General features: G+C 59.2%; 18 protein-coding genes and 1 tRNA gene. 9 read left to right on the top strand and 10 right to left on the bottom strand.

Annotated features, from left to right (window positions below):
- Positions 1–238 precede the first annotated feature (238 nt).
- A complete protein-coding gene (locus VGG64_25590) occupies positions 239–1,525 on the bottom strand; it encodes an alkyl sulfatase dimerization domain-containing protein (GenBank protein ID HEY1603003.1) in 1,287 nt (428 codons plus the stop codon).
- A gap of 227 nt (positions 1,526–1,752) precedes the next feature.
- On the opposite strand from VGG64_25590, the gene truB reads away from it, so the two are divergent.
- Both truB and VGG64_25580 read left to right on the top strand, forming a co-directional pair.
- Positions 1,753–2,646: a tRNA pseudouridine(55) synthase TruB gene (gene truB, locus VGG64_25585; GenBank protein HEY1603002.1), complete on the top strand. Its 894-nt coding sequence runs from the start codon at positions 1,753–1,755 to the stop codon at positions 2,644–2,646.
- A 536-nt stretch (positions 2,647–3,182) separates the two neighbouring features.
- Entirely contained in the window at positions 3,183–5,858 is a 2,676-nt protein-coding gene (locus VGG64_25580; GenBank protein HEY1603001.1) for a DNA translocase FtsK 4TM domain-containing protein, read from the top strand.
- Positions 5,859–5,942: 84 nt separating this feature from the next.
- On the opposite strand, the gene VGG64_25575 is transcribed toward VGG64_25580, so the two are convergent.
- Entirely contained in the window at positions 5,943–6,332 is a 390-nt protein-coding gene (locus VGG64_25575; protein HEY1603000.1) for a PspC domain-containing protein, read from the bottom strand.
- A gap of 197 nt (positions 6,333–6,529) precedes the next feature.
- Here VGG64_25575 and VGG64_25570 point away from each other — a divergent pair, with 197 nt between their 5' ends.
- The gene (locus VGG64_25570) at positions 6,530–7,918 is read left to right on the top strand and encodes a neutral/alkaline non-lysosomal ceramidase N-terminal domain-containing protein (GenBank protein ID HEY1602999.1); all 1,389 of its coding nucleotides are present in this window, start codon (positions 6,530–6,532) and stop codon (positions 7,916–7,918) included.
- 158 nt (positions 7,919–8,076) lie between these two features.
- Here the strand turns inward: VGG64_25570 and VGG64_25565 are convergent, their stop codons facing one another.
- The 7 genes from VGG64_25565 to VGG64_25535 form a co-directional block, all read right to left on the bottom strand.
- Complete coding sequence (locus VGG64_25565; GenBank protein HEY1602998.1) at positions 8,077–10,263, bottom strand: penicillin acylase family protein; 2,187 nt, start codon at positions 10,261–10,263, stop codon at positions 8,077–8,079.
- 217 nt (positions 10,264–10,480) lie between these two features.
- Positions 10,481–10,762 carry a hypothetical protein gene (locus VGG64_25560; protein ID HEY1602997.1) on the bottom strand — a complete coding sequence of 94 codons (282 nt, stop codon included), beginning with the start codon at positions 10,760–10,762 and terminating at the stop codon, positions 10,481–10,483.
- A gap of 224 nt (positions 10,763–10,986) precedes the next feature.
- Positions 10,987–12,264, bottom strand: a complete 1,278-nt coding sequence (locus VGG64_25555; GenBank protein HEY1602996.1) for a DUF1559 domain-containing protein — start codon at positions 12,262–12,264, stop codon at positions 10,987–10,989.
- Positions 12,265–12,583: 319 nt separating this feature from the next.
- On the bottom strand, positions 12,584–13,828 hold the full coding sequence (locus VGG64_25550; protein ID HEY1602995.1) for a DUF1559 domain-containing protein: 1,245 nt from the start codon (positions 13,826–13,828) through the stop codon (positions 12,584–12,586).
- A gap of 405 nt (positions 13,829–14,233) precedes the next feature.
- On the bottom strand, positions 14,234–14,755 hold the full coding sequence (locus tag VGG64_25545; GenBank protein HEY1602994.1) for a type 1 glutamine amidotransferase domain-containing protein: 522 nt from the start codon (positions 14,753–14,755) through the stop codon (positions 14,234–14,236).
- Positions 14,756–14,883: 128 nt separating this feature from the next.
- Positions 14,884–15,816 (bottom strand): methyltransferase domain-containing protein, encoded by a 933-nt coding sequence (locus tag VGG64_25540; protein HEY1602993.1) that lies wholly within the window; start codon positions 15,814–15,816, stop codon positions 14,884–14,886.
- A 209-nt stretch (positions 15,817–16,025) separates the two neighbouring features.
- On the bottom strand, positions 16,026–16,307 hold the full coding sequence (locus VGG64_25535; GenBank protein ID HEY1602992.1) for a hypothetical protein: 282 nt from the start codon (positions 16,305–16,307) through the stop codon (positions 16,026–16,028).
- 18 nt (positions 16,308–16,325) lie between these two features.
- On the opposite strand from VGG64_25535, the gene VGG64_25530 reads away from it, so the two are divergent.
- The 4 genes from VGG64_25530 to VGG64_25515 all read left to right on the top strand — a co-directional run bounded on the left by VGG64_25530 (position 16,326) and on the right by VGG64_25515 (position 21,430).
- Complete coding sequence (locus tag VGG64_25530; GenBank protein HEY1602991.1) at positions 16,326–16,478, top strand: hypothetical protein; 153 nt, start codon at positions 16,326–16,328, stop codon at positions 16,476–16,478.
- A gap of 289 nt (positions 16,479–16,767) precedes the next feature.
- A complete protein-coding gene (locus VGG64_25525; protein HEY1602990.1) occupies positions 16,768–17,877 on the top strand; it encodes a D-TA family PLP-dependent enzyme in 1,110 nt (369 codons plus the stop codon).
- 325 nt (positions 17,878–18,202) lie between these two features.
- On the top strand, positions 18,203–20,344 hold the full coding sequence (locus tag VGG64_25520) for a tetratricopeptide repeat protein (GenBank protein ID HEY1602989.1): 2,142 nt from the start codon (positions 18,203–18,205) through the stop codon (positions 20,342–20,344).
- Positions 20,345–20,545: 201 nt separating this feature from the next.
- Positions 20,546–21,430, top strand: coding sequence for an ATPase domain-containing protein (locus tag VGG64_25515; protein ID HEY1602988.1), 885 nt, complete (start codon positions 20,546–20,548; stop codon positions 21,428–21,430).
- Between the two features lie 31 nt (positions 21,431–21,461).
- Here the strand turns inward: VGG64_25515 and VGG64_25510 are convergent, their stop codons facing one another.
- Positions 21,462–21,785: a scaffolding protein gene (locus VGG64_25510; GenBank protein HEY1602987.1), complete on the bottom strand. Its 324-nt coding sequence runs from the start codon at positions 21,783–21,785 to the stop codon at positions 21,462–21,464.
- Positions 21,786–22,452: 667 nt separating this feature from the next.
- On the opposite strand from VGG64_25510, the gene lpxA reads away from it, so the two are divergent.
- Positions 22,453–23,313 (top strand): acyl-ACP--UDP-N-acetylglucosamine O-acyltransferase, encoded by an 861-nt coding sequence (gene lpxA / locus VGG64_25505; GenBank protein HEY1602986.1) that lies wholly within the window; start codon positions 22,453–22,455, stop codon positions 23,311–23,313.
- Positions 23,314–23,665: 352 nt separating this feature from the next.
- Positions 23,666–23,740 (top strand) — tRNA-Pro (locus VGG64_25500).

Genomic DNA, 23,740 nt, shown 5'->3' with positions numbered 1-23,740 from the left:
TGCCGCGCCGCGGCCGTTAGCTCGACGACCGCTTCGTCCGCTGCGCAACATGGCGCTCGTCGTGCGACTAACAGCATCGCCAGGGCAAGGGCGGAGAAAAAACTGCGATACGTCATCAGCTTCAGCAGCATACAATCCGGGGTGCGATCTGCCATCAACCGGGCGCCAATCAGTCTAACTTAGCGGCCGTCGGATATCGATTCCGGTCGTCGGCTGGAAAATGAAACGCACGATGCGTTTACCGCGCCCCCGCCGAGCCGTCCGGCGATTTTTCCAGCTGCTTTAAGCCATACCCGAGCCATCCCCGTTCGTTGGAGTTGCGGCTTTTGGCCAGTAGGGCCTTGAGGGCGGTGGCCCGGGCCCTGGTTGCAACTTCGTTGCCCGGTTCGGCGGCCAGTGCGAGGCCCGCCAGCCGGAGCCCTTTGACATGCTGTCCCGCATCGATCAATTCGCCGGCCCGCTTGGCGACCAGCGCGGCGCCTCCGGCCATGCGCACCAATTCGAGGTCGGCCTCCTGTGGCGATTCGCTATACATGTTGGCCGGATCGCCGTCGAACCAGCCAACGTATCCTTCGTAGATCCCGCGCACGCTCCACGAAACCTTGCCATAGGCGTCGCCGACGTCCAAGTTGGCAGGCAGCTTGACCTGTTGCATGATCGTGTACACGTCCTTGCCGGCATTCATCCCCTTGACCGTCTCGTCATGCACGTACTGGATGGCGTCCCGGTAACGTGTCAGGGCGGCCGTGATTCTTTCGCCCCCTTCCAGAGCGTCGCCATGGCTGGGTAGCAGAATTTCGGGATGCAGAGCCAATACTTTGTTTAGAGAGTCGACGTAGTCGAGTGCCCACCGCGGCCGTGTGCCGCGCAATGTATACATATTCGGGAATGACGCATAGAAATTGTCCCCGACGAAAACGGCCTTCGACTGGGGAAGCCAGACGGCGAGATTCTCGTAGGTCTCACCGGGTGTGTGCAGCAGTTTGAACTTGGTACGTCCCAATTCAAACTCGTAATGGTCGTCGAACAGAATCGTCGGCTCGACGGGAGGTGTACGCGTTTGAATTGCCTCCAGTAATCGTTCTTCGTCAAAACCAAACTGCGCTGCATTGCGGCGCGCGAAGAACCCGGCAAGGCGGTTCTGATACTGCCGCATGTCGGTGAACATCTTTTGGGCTACAACCTGTGTGTCAGCTTCCTTCCATAGTCCCGCGCCACCCGTATGATCTTCGTGCGCGTGTGTGAAGACAATGTAGCGAGTTGGCGCCTGGCTCACTTCGCGCAGTACCTTGTGGTGCTGCTGGGCCATGTTTTGCAGCGAGGTGTCAATAATGACGTTACCAGCGTCGGTTATCACCATGAACGTGTTGCCGAACCCCGATGCCTGATAGATATCTGCAGTGATCTTGATGGCCGGGCGATTGGCGGCACCGAGCACCCCTTCGAGCTGCCCGTAGCTGGGGCGAGCGAAGAGAGCAATCACGGCGGCCTGGACAAAAGCAATCCTCAGTGAAAAGCTTCGCATCATGCACCTACTGGTCTTCTCGATGGCAACCGGGAACAATGGTAGTCCGCAAGCGATTATCTCGTAGCGAGTCGACAGCCTGCGGGCGCGGCTAACATGCGAGCATAGACAATCGGCGCCGTTCCTGCCAATTTCCGGCCTGCGCCTTGTGCCACGCCACGCACGGAATTGCCGGTGCCAATCCGCTTCTGGAACACTTAATTCTGAGATTCGCGCGACGATTCCCCATGACTGATCGACCTCTATCCGGCGTTCTCAACATACACAAGCCGTCGGGGATGACGTCGCGGGACGTCGTCGACGTGGTGAAACGCCTTGTGCGGCCGGCGCGTACAGGCCATGCCGGAACGCTCGATCCGTTAGCGACAGGCGTGCTCGTGGTTTGTGTTGGCTCAGCCACGCGACTGATCGAATACGTGCAGCGACAGGCGAAACGCTATCGAGCAACATTCTTGCTAGGACGCAGTAGCCCTACAGAAGATGTTGAAGGGGATGTGACGATGCTGGCCGACGCGCCTCGCCCGTCCATCAACGAAATTCGCGCTGCCGCGGTCCGCTTCACCGGCGAGATCATGCAGCGGCCGCCGATTTTCTCGGCGCTGAAAGTTGCCGGCCGACGCTCGTATGCTCTGGCACGGGCTGGTCAAGGAGTGGCGCTCGCACCACGCCCCATCACGATTCATGCGATCGAGGTAATCGAATACGTTTATCCAGAATTGACGTTAGATATTCGCTGCGGCTCAGGCACGTATGTGCGTTCTCTGGGGCGCGACTTGGCGGAAGCGGTTGGCACGGCCGCCGTGATGTCGGCGCTAGTCCGCACAGAAATCGGTGAGTTCCATCTGACCGAGTCATGCCCATGTAATGGACTGCAGTGCGAGTCGCTGGTGCAGTTTCTGCGTCCACCATTGGAGGCGATACGCAACTTGCCCCTCGTGGATTTGACAGAAGATCAGGCCGTCCAGGTGGCACAAGGGCGATTTGTTGCGCTACCTGACGTGGCGCCGCAAACGGACGGCGAGTGGGCGGCCGTCTCGCCGACCGGTAAACTAGTGGCGATTCTCGTTCCCCGCGGCCAAGGTTTGTTTGGAGCACGCTTGAATTTGTCCGGGAGCGGATAGCCTCTACTTTTGGTTCGCATGCGGGGTGTGCCAGGTACACCACCGAACCAACGTCGTGCGAAATGCCGCGCCGACGAAGGTAGTCCGACCCTGGGCTTACCCGCGGGACGGACGCCGAAGGAAGCGGATTCTCATGTCGGCACGAGCATGGACCTCAGTCGTCGGCACATCCGCTACAGGCGTCATAAGCAGTCTCGCGGATTCAACTCCGCAGTTTTCTCGCCGCGAGGGCGCCATTCGTCCACTTAGGGAGTGCTAAACTTCCTTGCGGGAAGCTATCGAGAGAGTGTCCCACCGATTTTGCCTGTCTCAGTGATTCTTCACCCGATACGCATCAGGCAATCCGCACGGACACGACAAACGCCAGTAACGACACACGGCTTCCTCTGCCGAGCTTAAAGGATGTTACCGCGGGCTGCCTTGGCCTACAACCATGCGGCGCGCGGCGAAGGAAATATATTGACGGGCATGGACGCGCCCTTCGTGGCGCTGCCATCGGGCAGCGCGCCGGTCTCACCCCGAGACAGCGGTCGCACATGCCTGAAAATCGCAATCTCACGCGCGACGTCGTCGCGCTCGGTCTAGTAGCGCTCGCCGCGTTCATGGCGCTAGCGCTGGCGACCTATGATCCTGCCGATCCGCCTAGCCGCCTGACATATCCGCCGCAGACCCATACGACCAACGTCTGTGGGCCGGTCGGTGCGCTGGTGGCTGTCGTGCTTCTCGAGTCTTTGGGGCTAGGTGCCTACTACCTGGCCGTGTCGCTGGGCGCGACCGCATTCCTGCTGATCTCGCGACGTTCCGGCGATATCAACTGGATACGCGCGGTGGGGTGGGGGGTGTCGCTGATCGGCTTGACTTGTCTGCTTGCGATGGCGGTACCGTGGCTCTCGCCTGGCCCCGTGGTGGGCTCAGGCGGATATCTAGGCGCCGTCGGGCGAACTGTGCTGCAATCGCACCTGGCCACTGCTGGTGCGTATTTGGTAGCTACCAGTGTGCTTTTATGCGGACTGTTGCTGTGTAGCGACTACTTATTGCTGCGGGCAACGGCAGTGGTCATTGGCGTGCCAGCCCGCACGCTCGGTCGGGGAGTAGTTAGAGCGCATCGGGCGTTGGCAACCGCCGAGCGGCCGAAGCTTGCTAAGACCGACTTGGAAGATGCCGAGGTTCGCGATCTGGCCGTCCGCATTCGCGGTAAGACGATCGATAAAGCTGCTGCTGAAGCAAAGATTGCAGAGAGTCACGTAGATTCGGAAACCAGCGAAGAGATCTCCGACGAGCCGGTCGAAGATACAACGTCGCCGGACGAGGTTGCCGAAACCGACGAGAATTCCACCTTGCGCATAAAGCCGCCGAAGCGTGGCGAACGTCAAGAGGTGATGGAGGCTCTGGACGCAGCGGCCAGGACCGAAGACACCCGCCCCTACGAACTCCCTTCGATTGAGATGTTAGTCGAAGGCGAGCCGATCCACTTCGAAGAGCACGAGAAGGACGTACGTCGCAAGGCCAAAATTCTTGAGAAGACCTTCCTGAATTTCGGCTTTAACGTCAAAGTGGTCGAGATCGAAACCGGGCCTGTTATTGCCCAGTTCGAGGTCGAACTGGAGCCCGGCCTGCGGCTGAGCAAGATTACGGGACTGGCCGATGATCTGGCGATCGCCCTGCGCGTGCCCAGCGTGCGTATTGTGGCCCCCATCCCTGGCAAGAACACTGTCGGCATCGAGGTCCCCAATGCCGAGCGCCAGGTTGTGCGGCTGCGCGAGGTGATCGAAGAGGCCAACGGCAAGGCTGCCAAGATGCGCATCCCGATCTATCTCGGCAAGGATGTCGCTGGCAACCCGATGGTCGTCGACCTGACGACACTGCCGCATCTGCTGATCGCCGGGCGTACCGGCACCGGCAAAAGCGTGTGCTTGAATACGATTATCGTATCGATGCTCATGTCGCGCCGGCCCGACGAGGTGCGGATGCTGTTGATCGATCCAAAAATGGTCGAGCTCAGCTCCTATAAAACGCTGCCGCACCTGATGCACCCCGTGGTCACCGACATGCGCAAGGCCGAGGCGATCCTGGCCTGGGCCGTGGATAAAATGGAAGAGCGGTACGCGCTATTAGCTCGCGCCGGAGTACGCCACATTTCGGGCTACAATCAGCTAGGCGAAGAAGAGTTAATGGAGCGTCTGCAGCCGGAAAATGACGAAGAGCGCCAGCAGATTCCCACGCACTTGCCCTACATCGTGATCGTGGCCGACGAGATGGCCGACCTGATGATGACGGCGGCCAAAGAGGTCGAAACGCACATCATCCGCCTTGCGCAAAAGAGCCGTGCTGTCGGTATTCACCTCGTCTTGGCCACGCAAAAACCGACCGTGGACGTGATCACCGGCCTGATCAAATCGAACTTGCCGGCACGCATCGCCTTCCAGGTCGCCAGCCGCACGGACAGCCGCGTTGTGCTCGACGAGATGGGCGCCGATAAGCTGTTGGGCAACGGTGACTTGCTCTTCCTCTGGCCGGGTACCAGCACCCTGATCCGTGGCCAGGGAACCTACGTGGGGGACGACGAGATCAACCAGATAGTAGATTTCGTCGGCACCAATGAGCCCGAATTCGTCAAGGAACTGGTGCAACTGAAGCCGGCCTCGCCCACGGAGGAAGAAAGCACCGGCGCGCCGCGCAGTCGCGATGACATGTACGAAGCGGCCGTGGATATTGTGATTCGCGAGGGACGCGGCAGTGTGTCTCTATTGCAACGATCGTTAGGTATCGGCTACGGCCGCGCGGCCCGACTGATCGACTTCATGGCCGAGGATGGCATCGTCGGCACCTACAATGGCTCGCAAGCCCGCGAAGTGTTGGTCACTCTGGAGCAATTTCAGACCATGAGCAGTGGCGCCTCGGCTGTGCCCGAGCCGCCCAAGTCGCGGCGTAACAAGATTCTGCCCGACCCGTCGGACGATGAAGAGCCGCAAGCGTTGCTGCCGGCACCTCGCAAGACCGCGCCCTTTGTCACCGAAGAAGACGAGGACAGGGAAGAATCGGACGACGATGACACTGAAGCCGACAGCGTCGACGAACCGGATGACGATGAGGATGATGACCGCGGCGGGGCCGACGACGAACGCGTCAGTGAAGAGGATGACGCCGTGGATACGGACCCACCGGTAACCAAACGTCCCACGGTGCGCCGATTCAAGGCCGAGAGCGCCTAACGCGGCTTGGTTGATCGAATGAGAATAGTCGGTCGAGGGCGACAGGCGTTCTCAACGGATCGCCGCAGGTGTGCGATGCACACCCTATGGTGCTCGCGGCATCACCATCCATAAGACGATGTAAACCACCGTGCCCGGGAATGCCACCGAGCAGATCGACCCCACCACGTATAGAACTCTCACCTGCGTGGGGTCCCAGCCCAGCCAGTCGGCAATGCCGCCGCAGACGCCGGCGATCATGCTGTGGCGTCTTGATCGGGCCAGTTCGCCTGACGAAACCGCCCCGTCGTCAGGGCCAGGCATCATGAGCCATAACAGCAGGTAGAGGAAAATACCGGGGAATCCCAGTGTAAAGAACGTCGCCAGCAGCCATACGATACGAACCACTGTGGGGTCGAAATCGAGCCAGGCGGCGACGCCGCCACAAACCCCGGCGATCTTGGCATCGCTGGAGCGAACGAGTGGTTTGTTCATAGCGTGATTCTAGCCCTTTTCATGCGTCTCGGCAGCGGCGCTCCCGGTGGCAACCGGCGATCCGGCCAGCTATAGTCGACAGCATCCCCAGGCCAGCGGCGCGGGCCCTCTGAAACCCGTGCCGGCGCCGCGGGGTATTGCAGCTTGAGTTCTGCCCGCTTCGCTCCAGCCCTACGCCCTGCCTAGAGGAACTTCGCATGTCGCTTCGATTTCTTGCCCGGCGATCCCATTTTCCGCGTCGCGCATTTCTGTTGGCGGCTTGTTGTATGCTCGGCCTGTTCGCGGCCGTCGCAACCGCTGATGATGCCGCGGATTCGAAGACACGGTTCGCTGTCGGCGTCGCCAACCGCGACCTTACGCCGCAGGCGCCCGTGCCTATGTGGGGCTACGGTGCCCGCCATGCTGCCTTGTCGCAGGGTTCGCTCGACCCGCTCATGGCCAAGGCCATCGTCATCCACGCGGGCGATCAGAAGTTGGCCATTGTCGGCACGGACCTAGGCCGCGGCCCGACGCAGGCCATGATGCAGAAGATTCGCAAGGAACTGAAGGAGAAGGCCGGTATCGACCATGTCATGATCAGCGGCAGTCATTCGCACCATGGGCCGGTGATCGAGCTTGTGGACCGCGACGGATTAGGTAAGGGCAAATTCGACGCGGCCGTGGCCTATGCCAAGCAGCTGCCTGACATGTTGATCGACGCCATCCTCGAGGCGGATCGCACCGCCAAGCCCGCCAAGATGGGTATTGCGACAAGGAACACTACCTACAACCGCAATCGGCACACCAAGCGACAGCCGCCGGCGACCGAGCCGATGCTGGCGGTGATGCGCTTCGACGACGAGTCTGGCAAACCGATCGCGGTGTTGGTGAACTTCGCTGCGCATCCCACCATGATCAACGCCATCGTGTTGAAGTTTTCGGCCGACTATCCGGGTGCGATGAAAAAGAAGGTCGAAGCAGAACTCGGCACACACTGCGTATTCATGCAGGGCGCAGCGGGTGACATGAGCGCCAATCCGCCCCCCGAACCTACCTCGGACAGCGGCGAAAAAGTCGTCAACTACGTCCACATGGGCAATGCCCTGGCGGATCAGGTATTGGAGCTTGCCCGCTCGATCGAGACCAAGAAGCCCGAAAGCCCGGGCATCCGCGGTAAGGTCGACCATTTTACATTTGCGTCGCGGGTCGACTTTTCCAACCCCTTGATCATTGCCGGCTACGGCTCGGCATTCTTCCCCGAGTTGGTGGCTAACTTCGTTGAGGAATCGAAGAACGGAATCACGCCCGAGTTGGATACTGTGCTACTCAACGGCGACATCGCGCTTGTGGGTGGGTCGGGCGAATTCTTCTCGAACCATTCCAACCGTTTGAAGGAACGATCGTATCTGCCGCACACGTTGTTCTTCGGCTACTGCAACGGCCACAACATGTACTTCCCCACGATCGAGGCCGTCAGCGAGGGTGGCTACGGCGCCGACCCTCCTGTATCCCCCGCCGAAATCGGCTCGGGCGAGCGGATGATGAACCAGGCCCTAGTGAACATCTACACGATGTTGGGAAAATTCCCCGAGGCCAAGAAAAAGTGACAACGGTGAATGTCTCACGGCGAGTGGTGAATGTCGAATGAAGAACCAACGACGAGCTTCCGTTGGCTCAAGCCAACGGCGAGTGGCGTCCGGCCTCTACGCTAGCGCGCTTGGTAATTCTTCGACATTCTGCCCTTCGTCTTCAGACAGTGCTGCCGTTACCGCTTCTCACCAGGTTGATACTTCACCTGCGAGTGGGCGACTACTTCATCCCAGTCGAACCAGGCGGGCTTGAACTTCTGCTGCACGTAAAGCTGCGCCTGGTCGAAGTAGTGGGGCGATTGCGGATCGGCGCTTTCGCCGAATTGCAGAATCGTTTTGGCCTTCACCTTTTGGTCCTTGCTGAACTCATACACACCGACGAACGAGTGGCCGACCACGCCGTACTGCTTGCGGCGCTGCGCTGTGATGGGCGTGTAATAGGTGTTGAATACCACGCCTAGCGGGCCCGGCGCCCCCGGGCAGGCCAGGCTCGTCAGCTTGTCGTCAAACGGTATAACGGCTGGATCAGCGAAATTTGGGTGCCGTTGCATGCGACTAATGTCGCCCCAGGGCACCTTCCAGTCACCAAACAGCGCCTTGAGCTTGCCCGCGGCAGCCAGCAGGGCCTCGAAACGCTTGACCTGGCTCTCCTGAAACTCAGGCTTCAGCACCTCGGCCGGGTAGCCCGTGCCGTACATTTCCTGATACCACGCAGCGCACAGTGTGGTTTGCGTCGAGCTGGTCGATGACCGGCAGTCCCAGTCGGCCAGGTGCGCGAGCAGCGGCTCGATCTTGGCTGCCAACGCGGCATTGTTGGTCTTCAGTATTTCCAGCTCGCGACGGTAGCGCGGAATCTCGACCAGCGGCCAGTACAACGTCGTATCGAAACCCAGCCGCTGCCAGTCTTCGAACGTGGCATCGTGCAGTTTGCGCAACAGCATCCGTGACACCTTCGAGCGGCGTTTGTCGTCGTTCTGTTCCTCAACCATGTAGGCGGGAAAATCGGTCTGAAACGGGTTACCGTCATCGGTTGCGGCGAACGGAGTCGCATTGCAATTCTGTACGAACCCCGACGGTGGATTCAGAATCTGCGGCAGCTCGTCGAAGGTGTGTAAGCCCTGCCATTCGGTTTTCGGATTGCTGCCGTCGACGGGCTTCGACCAGTCGAAACTCGGGTCGCGGCGCGGAATGGTGCCGTTGTAGACGTAGAAAATGTTGCCATCGCGGTCGGCGTACACGGTGTTGAACATCTGCAAGTTCAAGCCGGCCATCGCCGTCCGCCACTCGGAGAAATTGCGGGCCCGCGTCATTGCCAAAGCCTGTCGCAGGCGGCTTCCCTCGAAGATGTGGGCGATCCGCACAGACAGGAAATGTGTGTCGTCATCCTTGGCCATGATGGGTCCGTGATGCGTCTTGCGGAACGTGCAGGTGCGCGTTTCGACTTTGTCCCCCGTGCGCACGGCGATTGGCACCTGCCACCGTTCGGCCGTCTTGTATGTGTCGCCATAACGATATTTCAGCGGATTTTTTGGATCGTCGAATGTCTCACGATAGACGTCGGCGATGTCCGGGTTATTTACCGTGTGCGACCAACCCAGCACGTCGTTGTGGCCGATGGTGGGAAGCGGGCCACCGAAGAAAGTCGATCCCGAGAAGCTCCAACCCTCGCCACTGTGCAGATGCCCTTCGTAGAATTGACCGGCGCCGAACCAGGGCTGATGCGGATTGGCAAACAGCATCGTCGTGCCCGACTTGGTCTTGCTGGGCCCAATGGCCCAGGCGTTCGAGCCCGTCGCGGCGCGCACTTCGTCCTGCAATTTGCGCGTGGCCGCCTTGGCGACGTGCGCCTTGCCGTAGATGAAGTTCAACAGCGTAAAGCGCTCGAAGGCCAGCACGTTCCACGGTTCAAAATGCGTAAGCAGGCGTGGCTTCACCTGGGGATGCGTGGCCAGATAATAATTCAGCCCCGCTGCATAGGCGGCGCAGATTTTTTGCAGCTTCGGTTCGATCTCGTTGAAATCTACCTTTGAACGGCTGACGACCTCGAACGAGTTGTTCAACAGATCGCTCTCCAAGCCTGCGTCGCCCACCACTTCGGCGTATCGGCCGAGGCATTGCAGATAAGAGTCCTCGACCTGCCAGAAGTAGTCCTCGCATTGCGTAAAGGCAAAACCGAACACCACCCCTTCGTCGGTGGGCGCGTCGATGTGCGGCACGCCCCACTCGTCGCGATAGATGTTGACGGATTGAGCCAGCGACTTGGCATCGATCGTGTCCGAGGCGGCCCAGACACCGCGCGGGGCAACGGCGAACAACGCGAACAACGACCACATCGCGAACAGGAAGAGGCATGTGCGGCGCATGATCAGAGGGCTCCAGACTGTATGGCTCGCGGAATCGCGACGATGAGACGGTGTTAGCATGCCGCTGGACGCTGCGCATTGCAAGCAACCAATGCAATTTTCCGGTCCCCCAAGAGACCTTCAAAATGAGGCTGCTCCCGGGCGCCACGGGTAGTCTGGCTCGGCGGTACGAAGCACCGAAGATTCAGGGGGGCTGCTGCCGTCGCGTGCCGAGCAGCTAGCCCTGATTGGGCAGGTCACCCGCGAACCCGGAGGCGGCAAATGCCTTGGCCTTGACCACATCGGTGAGCTTGATGGCCACTACATTGCCGTAAGGCATGATCAATTTGCGAGCACCAATCGTGTCGGGCGTGCGCCGCTCGACAAGTAGCATCGTCTCGGTGGTCATGAACCCATCAAAGGGGATCTGCTCGTTAAAGTTGGTCACCAACACGCCACGGTGCGGCAGATCCTTGGGCCACTTGTGGAAAAAGTCGCGCCAGACGTTGTCGGCATCCATTCCGAGCCCATCCTTGTAGAAAGGTGCAATTGCTTACTCGACCATTCAACGACGTCAGCCTCCGGCCAACCGCAAATCTTACTTCCATTGAGCTAACGCATACTTGGAGCAATCATTTGCCGTCCGTCGACAGACGAGACCACATTGTACAAAGAAAATGGAGGCCGTGGGGCCTCCATCTCTCATTCGTCTCGATCCGAAGAACGTACGACCGATCACTTGACCTAAAGCCCCGCCGATGTGATCGCCGACTGCGGATTGCGGTAAAACTGATATGCCTGAATCTGTGCGGCCGAAAGGCCCACATTGCTCAGGTTCTGTGTGGTCGTGAAGGGGAGTCCCGGCGGGTTACATTTCCGGCCTTCCGGTGTCATCAGACTAGCATAAATCGTGTAGTCGATGTTCTCGCTCACGTACTGCGTGCGTCCGTCGGCAAATGTCATGTTGACGCCGCCCGGGTGATTGCTTGCCGGCCGGCAGTAGTTCATATCCGTTCCATAGTCGAGCCCGGAGGTCGGATAGTCGACGCTGGAATTGATTTGTCCGTTGATATTTTGTAACGAATTGGTTGCAGCCAACTGAGGCCACCAGACAAATCCTGTGTAGATTTCGGGCGTGTTCATTGCAGGAGCGAATTGAGTCGCCCTGGGAACGGTCTGAGGTGGGAAAGGCGCCGCGCGGAATCCGTTATTCGGATCGACAATATAGAGATAGGGCCTTGGCGGTGATGGTGGAGGGGGCGGAATAGCCGACAGTTCATCGTACCAATTCTTGGCATCGATATTCTCAGAGAGCAGGAACGTGTTCGACTTGCCGTCAAAGAAGTTCGCTTCTACAGTTTTCGGCAGTTTGTTTTCGATGCCGAGACCCGCATTGGCGGAGAATTGCGGTGAGTAAAAATAGTCCCAACGACTCAGAAACACACCGTTCGCCGGTGAATCTGCGAAGACGTTGTTTGTTGTCAGGAGGGCAGTCGTGCTTGCGTCGGCCTGTCCGGTGTTCACTACGTAGCTATTGGGACATGGCGCGGTCGAAGAATCAGTGGCGATGTCGCTTGGACAAACGAGAAACTCGAGTGTGGGGCTCGTCAAATAGCCCGGGACAGTGAAGAACGTGGGAGGAACTGTCAGCGTCGTTTGCCTCCAAATATCGAAGCTGGGACGATTGTCCATAAAGGGCAGCAGTGTCACGACCCAGCTAACGGGAAAAGGGCCGCTATTGGTGATGAGCGTTTCTCGATAGCCGGGAAAAAACTGCTTGCTGGTCACGTAGCTGGCGACGGCAATGCTCAATTGATGCTGGTTGTTAGAGCAGGTGTTGCGCCGCGCGGCCTCGCGTGCTGCCTGCACCGCCGGCAGGAGCATGGCCACCAACGTGCCAATAATGCTGATCACAACCAAAAGTTCAACGAGGGTAAAGCCAGGTCTCCGGGGTCGTCTCATGTGACACTTCCTGCTCCGCAAGGAACCACACCCCTGTTCCGCTCCTACCTGCTCTTCCATAAAGGCGGGCAGTATTAGCGTGCCGTCTCTGTACTGACCTTCGATGAAGGTGAAATGACCTGGAAAAGAAGCCTTCCAGAAGGCCGCGCAGAATAATGGTCGCGAGCGGCGCTGCTTGCCGACGACGCGAATCTAAGCGCGTGGCGAAACTGCACTCGGTCGTAGAGAGCAGCCTCAGATAGGCTCGCGCACCGCCAGCACTTAGATGACTACCCACCGCGCACTGCCCTCGCGTTTATGGCCGCCCCCGGTAGCAAGCAAGTGGAGGCCGTGAAGCCTCCACTTGTTCGTCAAATCTTGCAGAAATATACCGAAGCTCTTACAGGCCCGCCGCGGTCGTGACGTTTTGCGTATTGCGGTACGTCTGATAGGCGCTAGCCTGTGCAGACGACAAGCCGTAAGTGCTGGCATTGGTGATCAGCGCCGTCGTCGGTGCGAACGGAAAACCCGGGGGATTGCACTTGCGGCCTTCAGGTGTCATCAGGCTGGCGTAGACCGTGTAGTCAATGTTCTCGTTCACGTACTGCGTACGACCGTCGGCAAACGTCATGTTTACCCCGCCCGGGTGATTGCTTGAAGGTCGGCAGTAATTCATGTCTGTTGCAAAATCTAGCAATGGATCAGCCACCATTTCCACCGACGCATTAAACAATCCGTTGATGTTCTGCAACGAGTTCGTAGCCGCAAGTTGCGGCCACCAAACAAAACCCGAGTAGAGTTCGGGCGAAGTTGTTGCCGGCGCATTCACCGTCAGGTGGTTTCCGGTAGCGCTCTGCGGGTTGTAGGGCGCTGTATTGTACCCATTGGTCGTGGCGACGCTGTAATTGCCGCTGGACGCCGTCACTGATATTTCCGTGTCGTACCAGTTCTTCGCCATCACGTTCTCAGAGAGCAAGAATGTGTTGGTTTTGCCATCGAAGAAGTTGCCGTCCACGGTCTTTTGAAGTTTGTTCTCCTGACTTTGGCCACCTGTGGAACCGAAGTTCTGTGGCGACAACGGATATTCCCACCGGCTCAGGAAAACTCCGTTTGCGGGTGAGTCCGGAGAGAAGTTATTGGGTGCCATCATCGCCCCGTAGGTCAGATTTACATCCATCTGTCCAGTATTCACGACATAGCTATTGGGGGCTGGGGTCGTGGACGTATCCGTTACGATGTCACTGGGGCAAGCCATAAACTCCAGAGTGACTGGCGTAGTACTGAAAAAAAACGGCAATGAGAATACATTGCTGGGTGGTTGCATTGTTGTTTGCGTAGTCTGCTTCCAAAGATCGAATGCGGGGCGATTGTCCATAAACGGCAGCAGTGCAACCGCCCAGCTCACAGGGAACGCACCACCATTCGTAATGACCGTCTCCCTATATCCCGGGTAGAATTGCTTGCTCGTCACATAGCTCGCAACGGCAATGCTCAACTGGTGCTGATTATTCGAACACGTGTTGCGGCGCGCGGCTTCGCGTGCTGCTTGCACGGCCGGTAGCAACATTGCCACCAGAGTGCCAATAATGCTGATGACCACTAACAATTCGACCAGCGTAAAGCCACGCTTCCGACGACGGATCATATGATTACCTCTCGTTATTCCTGCCGAATGACGGCGCAGAAAGCACCCCTGGACATGGCAACGATCAGTTTACCAATGCCCCCAGCACGAGACAAGCATTTTGCGGCAAAAAAATCGCCGTAAATCGTGAGGTAGCAAACGGTTTCTTAAGGAACGCGGCAAATGCAAGCAGTCCGTCTTACCGCACTTCTGCAACGCCCCTACGCGTTAGGTTGCGCAGCTCACGGTGGCCAGGAGAAACTGTTGATTCATGCCACGCGTGCTGCTCGGCACCACTGACGGGACCGCTCGGAAATGAGTATGGGGTCAGCCGCGACGATGAGGCGCCGGTCCTCCCACCCCGAACGAGCCGAGCAATGCTGCGGCGATGGGACGCTTTCCTTTGAGAATGGCATCGCTGTCGGTCTACAGCAGACCCAGGATCGCGCGACAGAAGTCCGGCAGGTCGTCAGGTTTACGGCTGGAGACGAAGTGCCGGTCGACCACCACGGCGGCATCCTCCCAATGGGCGCCGGCGTTAATCAGATCGTCCTTAATCCCCGCCGATCCTGTAACCCGCACGCCGCGATAGACGCCGGCCGAGATCGCGATCCAGCCGCCGTGGCAGATGGCGGCGACCAGCTTTTTGGCCTCGGCAAACTCATGCACCAGCGATAGCACCTTGAGGTCGCGGCGGAGTTTGTCGGGCATGAAGCCCCCAGGAATGACCAGGCCATGGAAATCCACGGTTTGCACATCCGCCAAGGCGGCGTTCGACCGGCAGGGGTATCCATGCTTGCCGGCGTAGACCCGGTCGGCCGCCGGGCCGGCCACGGTAACGTCGACCCCGGCCTCGGTCAGACGCAGCCGCGGATACCAAAGCTCGAGGTCTTCGTAGACGTCGTCCACGAACATCAAAACGCGCTTGCCCTTGAGATTGTCGCTCATCGTGATTTCCTGGCTGGCTGCCGGCTAGAGCGTGCGGTCGAAATCAGTCGCGCGTGGTGCCTATTGGTGCTTGGCACGTAGTATACCGCGGGAATCGTAGACCGCGCGAGCACAGCCCGACGCGCGACCTATTGCCGCTGGTACACCATCACACGGTAAGACTTGAAGCGGCAAAAGGCTTCCGGTGTGTTTTTGCCGGCGAACTGCTTCTTTTCGAGCTTCGCCAACCGATGACGCAGCAGCCAGTGTACGATCCGTGAGAGCCAGGGACGATTCGTGCGCAGATAATGCCGCGCCATCTCGCAGATCGGACGCACGGTTTCGACCGCGATGTCGTTGACGATCTTTACCGTCGGAGCCGCCTCGCGCGTGATATCGACGTCGCTTTGGCAAGTGAATGGCATCGCTGCGACCTGTTCGTAGAAGGCGCGCAAGAAATGCCCTCCGGCCAACGGGCTATAGCCTTTGGCGTCGGTGCGAAAGAAATCGGCGATCACCATGTGCCCGCCCGGGTTCAGCAAGGCTGCGGCGCGGCGCAGAGACTCGCTGAGAGAGACGTACTGGAAGCTTTCGCAGAAAAGTACGATGTCGTAGCGACGCGTCGTTTCGAATTCCTCGAAGCGGCACTCGAACACGTCGGCCGCACCTGCTAGCCGCTTGCGCGCGAGCGCGGTTAGAAAGGGGCCGGGCGAGACGCAATCTACCTGGTGGCCGCGCCCGATCAATTGCTCGGCGACCTTGCCGGAACCGCAGCCGACATCCAAAACGGACTTGGCCCTGGCCGGAATATGCGAAAGCAGAAAATCCGAGAAGCGGGCTTGCGCCGTGCCGAGGTGCAGCATGTCAGCAGGCTCGTCGGCCTGCCAGTATCCGTAGTGCAAATCTTCGAGGCCGAAGAAGTGCCGCCCCAATAAGAATCCGCAGGCGAGTGCCAGCTCTTTCGAATCGACCCTCGTGTCGGACCAGGGATGTTGCGCAGGAGCCGCCGCTGGTTGATGGGCGATGAGCTCTATCGCGGCTTGTCCTGGATAAATCGCGGTTCCCAGAGCAGCTGGCGGCATCGGACGTTTCTCTATTTAGGACGAAGTGAGTTTTCGGAAACGATTGCACTACGCGAAAGCGACGGCCGCCAACCGTCGCCTTGCGCTTTGATCAAATCACACTATCCGTCGTAATGTTCGGGGAGAGATGGCACTGGCTCGTTGCGGTTTCTTGCCGTCCACATCTGACCCTCGCCATCCCTCAAGATTCTGAATCTGTCGCCGACCTATCAATTCTGTGTCGGGTCGATCCTTTCACGCGTCGAGATATACTTGCACAGCACGATTTCCAGCGAGATCTCGTCGACCGTATCGAAGGCTTCGTAGATGTGTACGAGGTTGGACTGCTCGGCATGCGTCCCTGATGAGGGAGGAGTTGCCGGCACCGCAAACCGCGTGTGCAGCTTTACGTTGGCCGGCACTGCGCTGGCGTGCTCGGCCGTGTCAGGGCCGATCGTGCGTCCCTGGAGTGGTCCGCTGCAGAGTTGGAAGAAACGCTTCCGCATTGCCATAAGAGGATCGCCGTACGTGTGAGAAACTTTTCTTATGGTCCCGAACGTCGTCGTATTGCCGCCGTCGAAATCGCTGCCGTGCGAGCGGCCGTCCAGCTAGCACCAGGACGACGGCAGTTCGTCTCCGACACCTACTGGGGTATGATCGAAGCCTCGGGCGTGCGGTCTTGAGAGTGTTTGGCAGATGCCGGGGCGATCGCCGTGCCAGCACGAAATGCCTGCAGAGAAACGGGCAAGATGCGGGCTCTGCCAAAGCATGTCGTCCCGCGGACCGATTGCGGGACGCTAGCGATCCAAGAAGGAATATCAGTGCATGGTGGCTAGGATTCCAGCCGATGCCCTGCGCCCAGATGAGTCTCTCTTGTTGGTAAAAGTGACGGTCGTCGCGTGGAGCTCTAGGCGTTATGCTGTCGTTTTTCGCCAGTCCAATGGCCGAAGCCTGGGGTCGGAGAGTCGTCAGATGTCGCGCGCCTGGTACGCCGTTGATAATATTGCCGAGATCAGCACACCGGCCCTGCTGGTCTATCCTGCGCGAGTCGACGAGAACCTCAGGCGCATGATCGCCGGCGCCGGCGGAGTCGATAGGCTGCGGCCGCACGTAAAAACACATAAAATGCCCGCTGTCGTCCGGCGCAAGTTGGCATTGGGAATTACCAAGTTCAAGTGCGCCACGATCGCCGAAGCGGAAATGCTCGGGCAATGCGAGGCGCCCGACGTACTGCTCGCCTATCAGCCGGTGGGCCCCAATGCTGCGCGCTTGGCGAGGCTCGCCGTGGCTTACCCTGCCACCCGGTTCTCGGCCGTGGCGGATGACGAGGCTGCCGTCCGCGCGCTGTCGGCAGCGTTAAGTGATGTCGCCCGCACCGTCGAAGTGCTGCTGGATCTCGATGTGGGCATGCATCGCACAGGGATCTCGCCTGGTCCCGCAGCTGTAGCCTTATATCGGTTGATCGCGTCGCTTCCTGGTTTGGCGCCCGGCGGACTACACGCGTACGACGGCCACATTCGGAACTCGTCCCTGTCGGACCGCGCGAACGAGACGGCGCAGGCCTTCCAAGGAATCGCCGACTTTCATCAACAATTAACGGCCGCAGGGCTGGACGTGCCGCGGATCGTAGGCGGCGGGTCGCCTACATTCCCCATACATGCGCTCAATGCCGCCTATGAGTGCAGTCCGGGTACGACCGTTTTTTGGGACCATTCCTATGGAACGCGCTATCCCGACATGGACTATATACCTGCTGCCCTGGTGGTGACGCGTGTCGTCAGTCGACCGACGGCCAATCGACTGTGCCTCGATTTGGGGTACAAGGCCGTGTCGCCCGACAATCCCGACAAGCGCGTGCATCTGCTCGATTTGGTCGATGCGCAGCCTGTGGTCCATAGCGAAGAGCACCTGGTGGTGGAATCCTCGAATGCGGCCAACTTCGATGTAGGGGATGTGCTATACGGCGTCCCGTTTCATATTTGTCCCACCGTGGCGCTGCATGAGGCGGCGGTGACTGTGCGCGAACACAGCGCCGACGGATTATGGCCAATCGTTGCCCGCGATCGTCGATTGACTATCTGATCTGCCCGGCGGGTCAGCTTGTCCCACGCACAGGCAATGGTTAGTCTCAAGAGTCGGGGAATTATCCATAGAGCCCGCGTCGATCACGCTTCGAAATATTGTTGGCGACATTGGAGCCTCGTCATTGCGAGAGCATTCGGCGAGCGTCGAAATGCCGATACGCTCAGTCGGGGTGCAGCCGGAATCGGTTTATCCCTTGCGAATTTCGTGCTACAGGCACCGGGGCGAATGACGGAAATCGGGCTGTGTGTGCCGCTGCGTCGCTTTCTTTTACAGCCGAGCCGCCAGCAGCACACCGCAGCCCAAGGGCCTTATAGATCCTGCCATGAAGTCTCGCCCGACGTCTCGTAAGAAACAGCCAACGGTCAGCACGACGCGACCACAGGCGAAAGGCCCGGCTGGCACGTGGCGCGATTCCAATCGGCGGATTCTGGCAGCGTCCGGGCTGTTGATACTTCTGGCCCTGGTCACGTATGCGCCGATCGTGCGCGCCGCCTTTATCTGGGATGATGAAAGTTACGTCACGGAAAATCAGACTTTGCGAACGACTCAGGGGTTGAGTCGCATCTGGTTCGATACCTCGGCGGTGAAACAGTATTATCCGCTCGTGCATTCCAGCTTCTGGTTGGAATATCACCTGTGGGGTCTGCATCCGCTTGGCTATCACATGGTGAACGTCCTGTTGCACGCTACGAGCGCCATTTTGTTTTGGCGGTTGCTGGTACGATTGGGTGTGCCGGGCGCGTTTTTGGCGGCGGCCATCTTTGCTGTCCATCCTGTGGAAGTCGAATCCGTAGCTTGGGTCACCGAGCGTAAGAATGTGCTGAGCTTGATGCTCGCGCTTGTTTCGCTGCACTGCTACTTGCGTTTCGCGCCGGCAAGCGACGTTGCGCAGCCAGAGTCACGGCGTACCTCCGACCGTACGAGGTGGTACGCCGCGGCCTTCGTACTGTTCTTCGGGGCGCTGCTGAGCAAAACCGTGGTGGTCTCGCTGCCGGCCGTGTTGCTGGTGATGTACTGGTGGAAACGGGGCAGGATTGCCTGGCCCGACCTGCCGCCGCTCGTCCCCTTCTTCGCGGTGGGCATTGGCATGGGGTTATTGACGGTATGGTTGGAAAAAAACAATGTCGGCGCCGCAGGGAAGGAGTGGGATTTCTCTTTCTTTCAGCGGTTGTTAATCGCGGGTCGTGCGTTGTGGTTCTATGCCGCGAAGCTCGCTTGGCCCAATGCGCTCGCCTTTTTTTATCCACGTTGGGATGTTGATGGGCACGCGTGGTGGCAATATCTGTTTCCGCTGGCGGCCGTCGTAACGTTGCTGGGCCTGTGGGCGGTGCGACAGAGAATCGGGCGCGGGGCACTGGCGGCGGCGTTGATTTTCGCCGGAGTGCTGGTGCCGGCTCTAGGATTCTTCAATGTCTATCCCTTTCGGTACTCGTTCGTAGCCGATCATTTTCAATATCATGCTAGTCTGGCCCTGATCGCGCTAGGAGCCGCGGCCGCCACGGTGGCCGTTCGTAAAGTACAACCTGGCGCGCGAGCGGCAGCCCCCTATGCCGCCGGCCTTCTTGTGGTGGCACTGTCGGCGATGGCGTTTTGTCAAACACTCGTCTATCGAGACGTCGAATCGCTCTATCACGACACGATTGCCAAGAACCCTCACGGCTGGACGGCTTATTCGAACTTGGGCGTGTACGTGGAAATGCAAGGCCGCCATGACGAGGCGCTTGAGCTGCTGCAAAAAGCGTACGAGCTGCGACCCAGCGACCCAGTGATGATCACCAACTACGGCCACATCCGCCGCAAGCTGGGCGAACAAAACGGCTTCGGGCCGGGCGAACTGGACGAGCTTAAGCAGATTTTTGAAGAGGCCCTAGCACTCCAGCCGGACTACGTGGCGGCACGACGCGGCTTGGCCTTTGTGCTCTTGTTTCAAGAGCGCTACCCCGATGCGCGAAAGGAATTTCAAGAGTCGCTGACCGGCAACACGAGCGATGCGGATTCGTATGTGGGGATCGGCTATTCGTTTTTCGCCGAAGGTGATAACAACCAGGCCGAACGCTGTTTCCATGAGGCGATCCGGCTCAATCCCTTTTGTCCCGACGCCTATCGTAGGTTGGGCCTGCTACGGGTTAAGCAAGGTCACATTCTCGAGGCCATTGCGTTATTGCGGCAGTGTTTGACGATTCTTCCAATTTATACGGATGTCAATTTCGACTTGGGAACCCTGCTTGCCGACCAAAAGGACTATCCGAATGCGGCCGAAGAATTCCGAAGGGTGGTTGCCCGGCGCCCCAAATATGCAGATGCATGGCATCGGCTTGGCATGGTCGAGGGAGAGCTTGGCCACTTCGATAAGGCCGTCGAATGCTTCCAGACAACGATCCAACTGGATCCCAACTTCACGGCCGCCAAGACAAATCTGCAGATCGCGATTGAGCTGAGGGACAAACGGCCCACGACCAAGTAGGCCTTGTGCAGGCGTTTGCAAAAGTCAAAGTCCGCGTTCGATGGAACCGTAGTAGCCGACGACCAACGCTCCGACTGTCGAGAGCGCAATTCGCCGCTCGCCAGCGACGTCTTTTCGGGGGCGAACCTGAACCAAGTGAAAGCGGTCAAGCAAAGGGACTAGTCGGAGCAATCTTTTCGCGACGCGGGAAGGACGAACGAGATGGGTGAACAAGCGCGACTTTCCACAGGCGTGCCGGGGCTCGATAAACTGCTCGGCGGAGGCCTAATTCCAGGCACCCTGACAGTTGTCTCGGGCGCTACCGGCATCGGCAAGACGCAATGTGGAGTGCAATTTGCCAACGCCGGCTATCGTCAAGAGGGCCAGCGCGGCATCCTCTTCGATATGTGCGCACGCGGCGACGCGCAGAGCCATGCCGACTACGCGCAGCGCATGTTCGACTGGAAAGTGGCAGTAGCGAATCCCAGTCTCGCGCCGGATCTTGGCACTTTCTTTGACACGCTGGGCTCGCAGGGAGACTATCTGCGCGTGTTCGACTATCATGGTCGGCGAGTGACGCGCGCGGATTTGACTTTCGAGGACTGGCAGGATTGGCAATCCGAACTGGCACGTAAACTGGGCGTCTCGATCGCCTTTTTTTACGGTAACTTTTTGCGGGGAGTGCGCCGCGCCGTGATCGATGGCGTCGAGCCGGTTGGCCGACCCAGCGATTCGATCCAGATTGATCTATTCGAATATGTCTATCACCAGATCGTCCGCAAAGATCCAGAATGGGTCGCCCGCGATTTGTTTCGCGAGCACTTTCGCGAGAATGCCGCCCGCGTCGCCACGGCAACATACGACACCTCGAAAATCAGCTGCCTGTTACTGTACACCTCGGCCGAGGTGATGCTCGAGGAGTTGGCGGCAAGGCCATTGGACGAAGGGGATATGTTGGCCAACGCAAATACCGTGATCTACCTCGGCAAGATTCGCAACGGCAACCGTCTCTCTCGCGCGTTGTACGTGGCCAAACATCGTGGCAGCGCGTGCTCCGACGAGATTGTGCCCTACACGATCGACGACCAAGGATTGCACGTAGCATGATGACTTGCCGCCCCGTCGACCGGTCGAACCGTCAATGATGATGGTGGCCCTGGATCATGCGGGCGCGGGCCATCGCATCTTCGGCCTCGGGAATCTTGCCGGCACGCTGGAACGTTACGCTCAGCGCGGTAAAGCTGAAAGCATCGTTCGGTTCCAGCTCGCTTGTGCGTAGGGCGTGCTTTACAGCTTCGTCATGCTTGCGCAGGCGAGTGTAAATCACGGCCAGTGCCGAGTGTGCCAAGGCGTAGTCCGGCGTCGTTTCCAGAAGTTCGTTCAGCTTTGCGGCAGCCTCTTCGAGCTTGTCGGCATCCTTGAGCTTGTCGGCTTCGTCGTACAGTTGTTCGGGGGTCGCCATTGTTCAGTGCTCCGCGTGGAAAAAGAGGGGCTATCATTCACGCCCGTGGGGTCGTGGATCGAGGTGTAACAAAAAGGGGCAGTGGAAAAGGTTCAGGGCATTGGAGATGAGCGACGGCACCATCTTCTTCAGTCAACTGGGCTTGTACCGCGCTGGCCGGATGCCCGCAGCACATGTGCTGCGGAGACAGAATCTTCAACGGCGAGTTTACCAAGTCTGGCCGCAGATCGAACCGGGGGTAGGCTCGGTAAACTTTGCGGGTCAGGCGGTGTTTGGCGCGGACGCTGCGGTTTTTCCAGTCGACTTGCCCGCAACGCGTGCTGGCAGCCGGCCTTGCAAGTGTACGGGGCAAGCGGCGCGGCCGAATTGCTTGCGTGGTTTTCCCGGCCTCTCAACGAGGGGCCGCCCCGACCGCGATTTTGGTGGCCTCATATTGTCATGAGCCAACGTTCTGCCGGTCAAATCGGGCGCGCTGGTAAGTGCGCGAATCTAGACCGACGGACTGCGCCACGATTGAACCGCGCGCCACGATGGACCGATAAGTTTACCGTGGACGGAATTACCCATACGGGCGAAACAATCGCGAACTTCCCTCCCACCGCCAATCGACCAGAGCGCGGCCCCGCCAGTGCCTGCCGACCCATCTCTCCCGCCGAGGCCATCACAGGTGAAGATCCACCCGCTTGCCATTGTCCATCCCACCGCCAAGCTTGGACACAATGTAACGATCGGCCCCTTTGCGATCGTTGAAGCCAACGTCGCGATCGGCCACAACTGCACTATCGAAGCCCGCGTCGTCCTCAAGGCCGATACTACGCTCGGCGACAATAACCATGTCTTCGAAGGGGCCGTCTTGGGAGGGCTGCCACAACACGTGCGCATGCCCGAGCGGCCGGGCTCCCTGATCGTCGGGTCCGGCAATACGTTGCGCGAGAACGTTACGATTCATCGCGCTATGGAGGAAGGACATCTAACGATCGTCGGCAACAACAACCTGCTGATGGTCAGCGCTCATATCGCACACGATTGCCACGTCGGCAATCACGTAATTTTCGCCAACAACTGCATGATGGCCGGACATGTGCTGGTCGAAGATCGTGCCTTCGTCTCGGGCGGCGTTGCCGTGCATCAGTTTTGCCGCATCGGTCGCATGGCCATGGTCGGTGGGCAGGCGCGCGTGGTCAAAGACGTGCCGCCATTTGTCACCATCGATGGCGCCAGCAACTTTGTCGTCGGCCTGAACTCGATCGGACTGCGACGCAACGGAGCCACCACCACCGAAATTACTGAGTTGAAGATGGCCTACCGGTTGGTCTATCGCAGTGGCTTGAAATGGAGCGAGATCCTCGATCGCCTGGGCCACGATTTCCGCGAGGGCATCGCCGGGCACTTCTACGAATTTTTCATCCGCTCGCAGCGCGGCATCACGCAAGAGCGACGCATGCCACCCGGCGCGACGATCAAGATGCCCGAAGCGGCCGAGCCAGCCGCAAATGCCACTCCAGCCGTGCGGGCCAAGGCCGGCTAGCAAGCACGTCTCTGCCACCGCGGCGGAAGATACTCATCCCAGGCCAAAACGTCTTCCGCAGGACCAGGCACTCTTTAATCGAAACAATCCCGCGAGAGTGCGACCCGCCGCCCGCGTGCAGTCCCAGAGCGCGCGGTGCGGCGGCGGGTAGACGCAGGGCCGGACGACCCGTCTGGCAGCCGAATTTGCGTGTACCCGAGGCCGGGTGATCGTCGCCGCTGTTCTCAATCGTTCTTGACGAGACTCACGCCGATAGGCGGCACGGCGTTGTCAAGCGGCGACGATTGTGGGATACTCGTACGCTCTCGAACGCCGGACGACCTGATCGTCGTTACGGTGTTCAACACGCACACGGGGCGTGGCGCAGCCTGGCTAGCGCGCTTGACTGGGGGTCAAGAGGTCGCAGGTTCAAATCCTGTCGCCCCGA

The organism is Pirellulales bacterium (assembly GCA_036490175.1).
GTDB lineage: Bacteria > Planctomycetota > Planctomycetia > Pirellulales > JACPPG01 > JACPPG01.
This window is presented reverse-complemented; position numbering and strand designations above follow the sequence as displayed.

Bases quoted from the DNA above. Each gene is read 5' to 3' on its own strand.
- VGG64_25590 (HEY1603003.1), bottom strand. From the start codon at position 1,525: ATGCGAAGCTTTTCACTGAGGATTGCTTTTGTCCAGGCCGCCGTGATT.
- truB (HEY1603002.1), top strand. From the start codon at position 1,753: ATGACTGATCGACCTCTATCCGGCGTTCTCAACATACACAAGCCGTCG.
- VGG64_25580 (HEY1603001.1), top strand. From the start codon at position 3,183: ATGCCTGAAAATCGCAATCTCACGCGCGACGTCGTCGCGCTCGGTCTA.
- VGG64_25575 (HEY1603000.1), bottom strand. From the start codon at position 6,332: ATGAACAAACCACTCGTTCGCTCCAGCGATGCCAAGATCGCCGGGGTT.
- VGG64_25570 (HEY1602999.1), top strand. From the start codon at position 6,530: ATGTCGCTTCGATTTCTTGCCCGGCGATCCCATTTTCCGCGTCGCGCA.
- VGG64_25565 (HEY1602998.1), bottom strand. From the start codon at position 10,263: ATGCGCCGCACATGCCTCTTCCTGTTCGCGATGTGGTCGTTGTTCGCG.
- VGG64_25560 (HEY1602997.1), bottom strand. From the start codon at position 10,762: ATGGATGCCGACAACGTCTGGCGCGACTTTTTCCACAAGTGGCCCAAG.
- VGG64_25555 (HEY1602996.1), bottom strand. From the start codon at position 12,264: ATGGAAGAGCAGGTAGGAGCGGAACAGGGGTGTGGTTCCTTGCGGAGC.
- VGG64_25550 (HEY1602995.1), bottom strand. From the start codon at position 13,828: ATGATCCGTCGTCGGAAGCGTGGCTTTACGCTGGTCGAATTGTTAGTG.
- VGG64_25545 (HEY1602994.1), bottom strand. From the start codon at position 14,755: ATGAGCGACAATCTCAAGGGCAAGCGCGTTTTGATGTTCGTGGACGAC.
- VGG64_25540 (HEY1602993.1), bottom strand. From the start codon at position 15,816: ATGCCGCCAGCTGCTCTGGGAACCGCGATTTATCCAGGACAAGCCGCG.
- VGG64_25535 (HEY1602992.1), bottom strand. From the start codon at position 16,307: ATGGCAATGCGGAAGCGTTTCTTCCAACTCTGCAGCGGACCACTCCAG.
- VGG64_25525 (HEY1602990.1), top strand. From the start codon at position 16,768: ATGTCGCGCGCCTGGTACGCCGTTGATAATATTGCCGAGATCAGCACA.
- VGG64_25520 (HEY1602989.1), top strand. From the start codon at position 18,203: ATGAAGTCTCGCCCGACGTCTCGTAAGAAACAGCCAACGGTCAGCACG.
- VGG64_25515 (HEY1602988.1), top strand. From the start codon at position 20,546: ATGGGTGAACAAGCGCGACTTTCCACAGGCGTGCCGGGGCTCGATAAA.
- VGG64_25510 (HEY1602987.1), bottom strand. From the start codon at position 21,785: ATGGCGACCCCCGAACAACTGTACGACGAAGCCGACAAGCTCAAGGAT.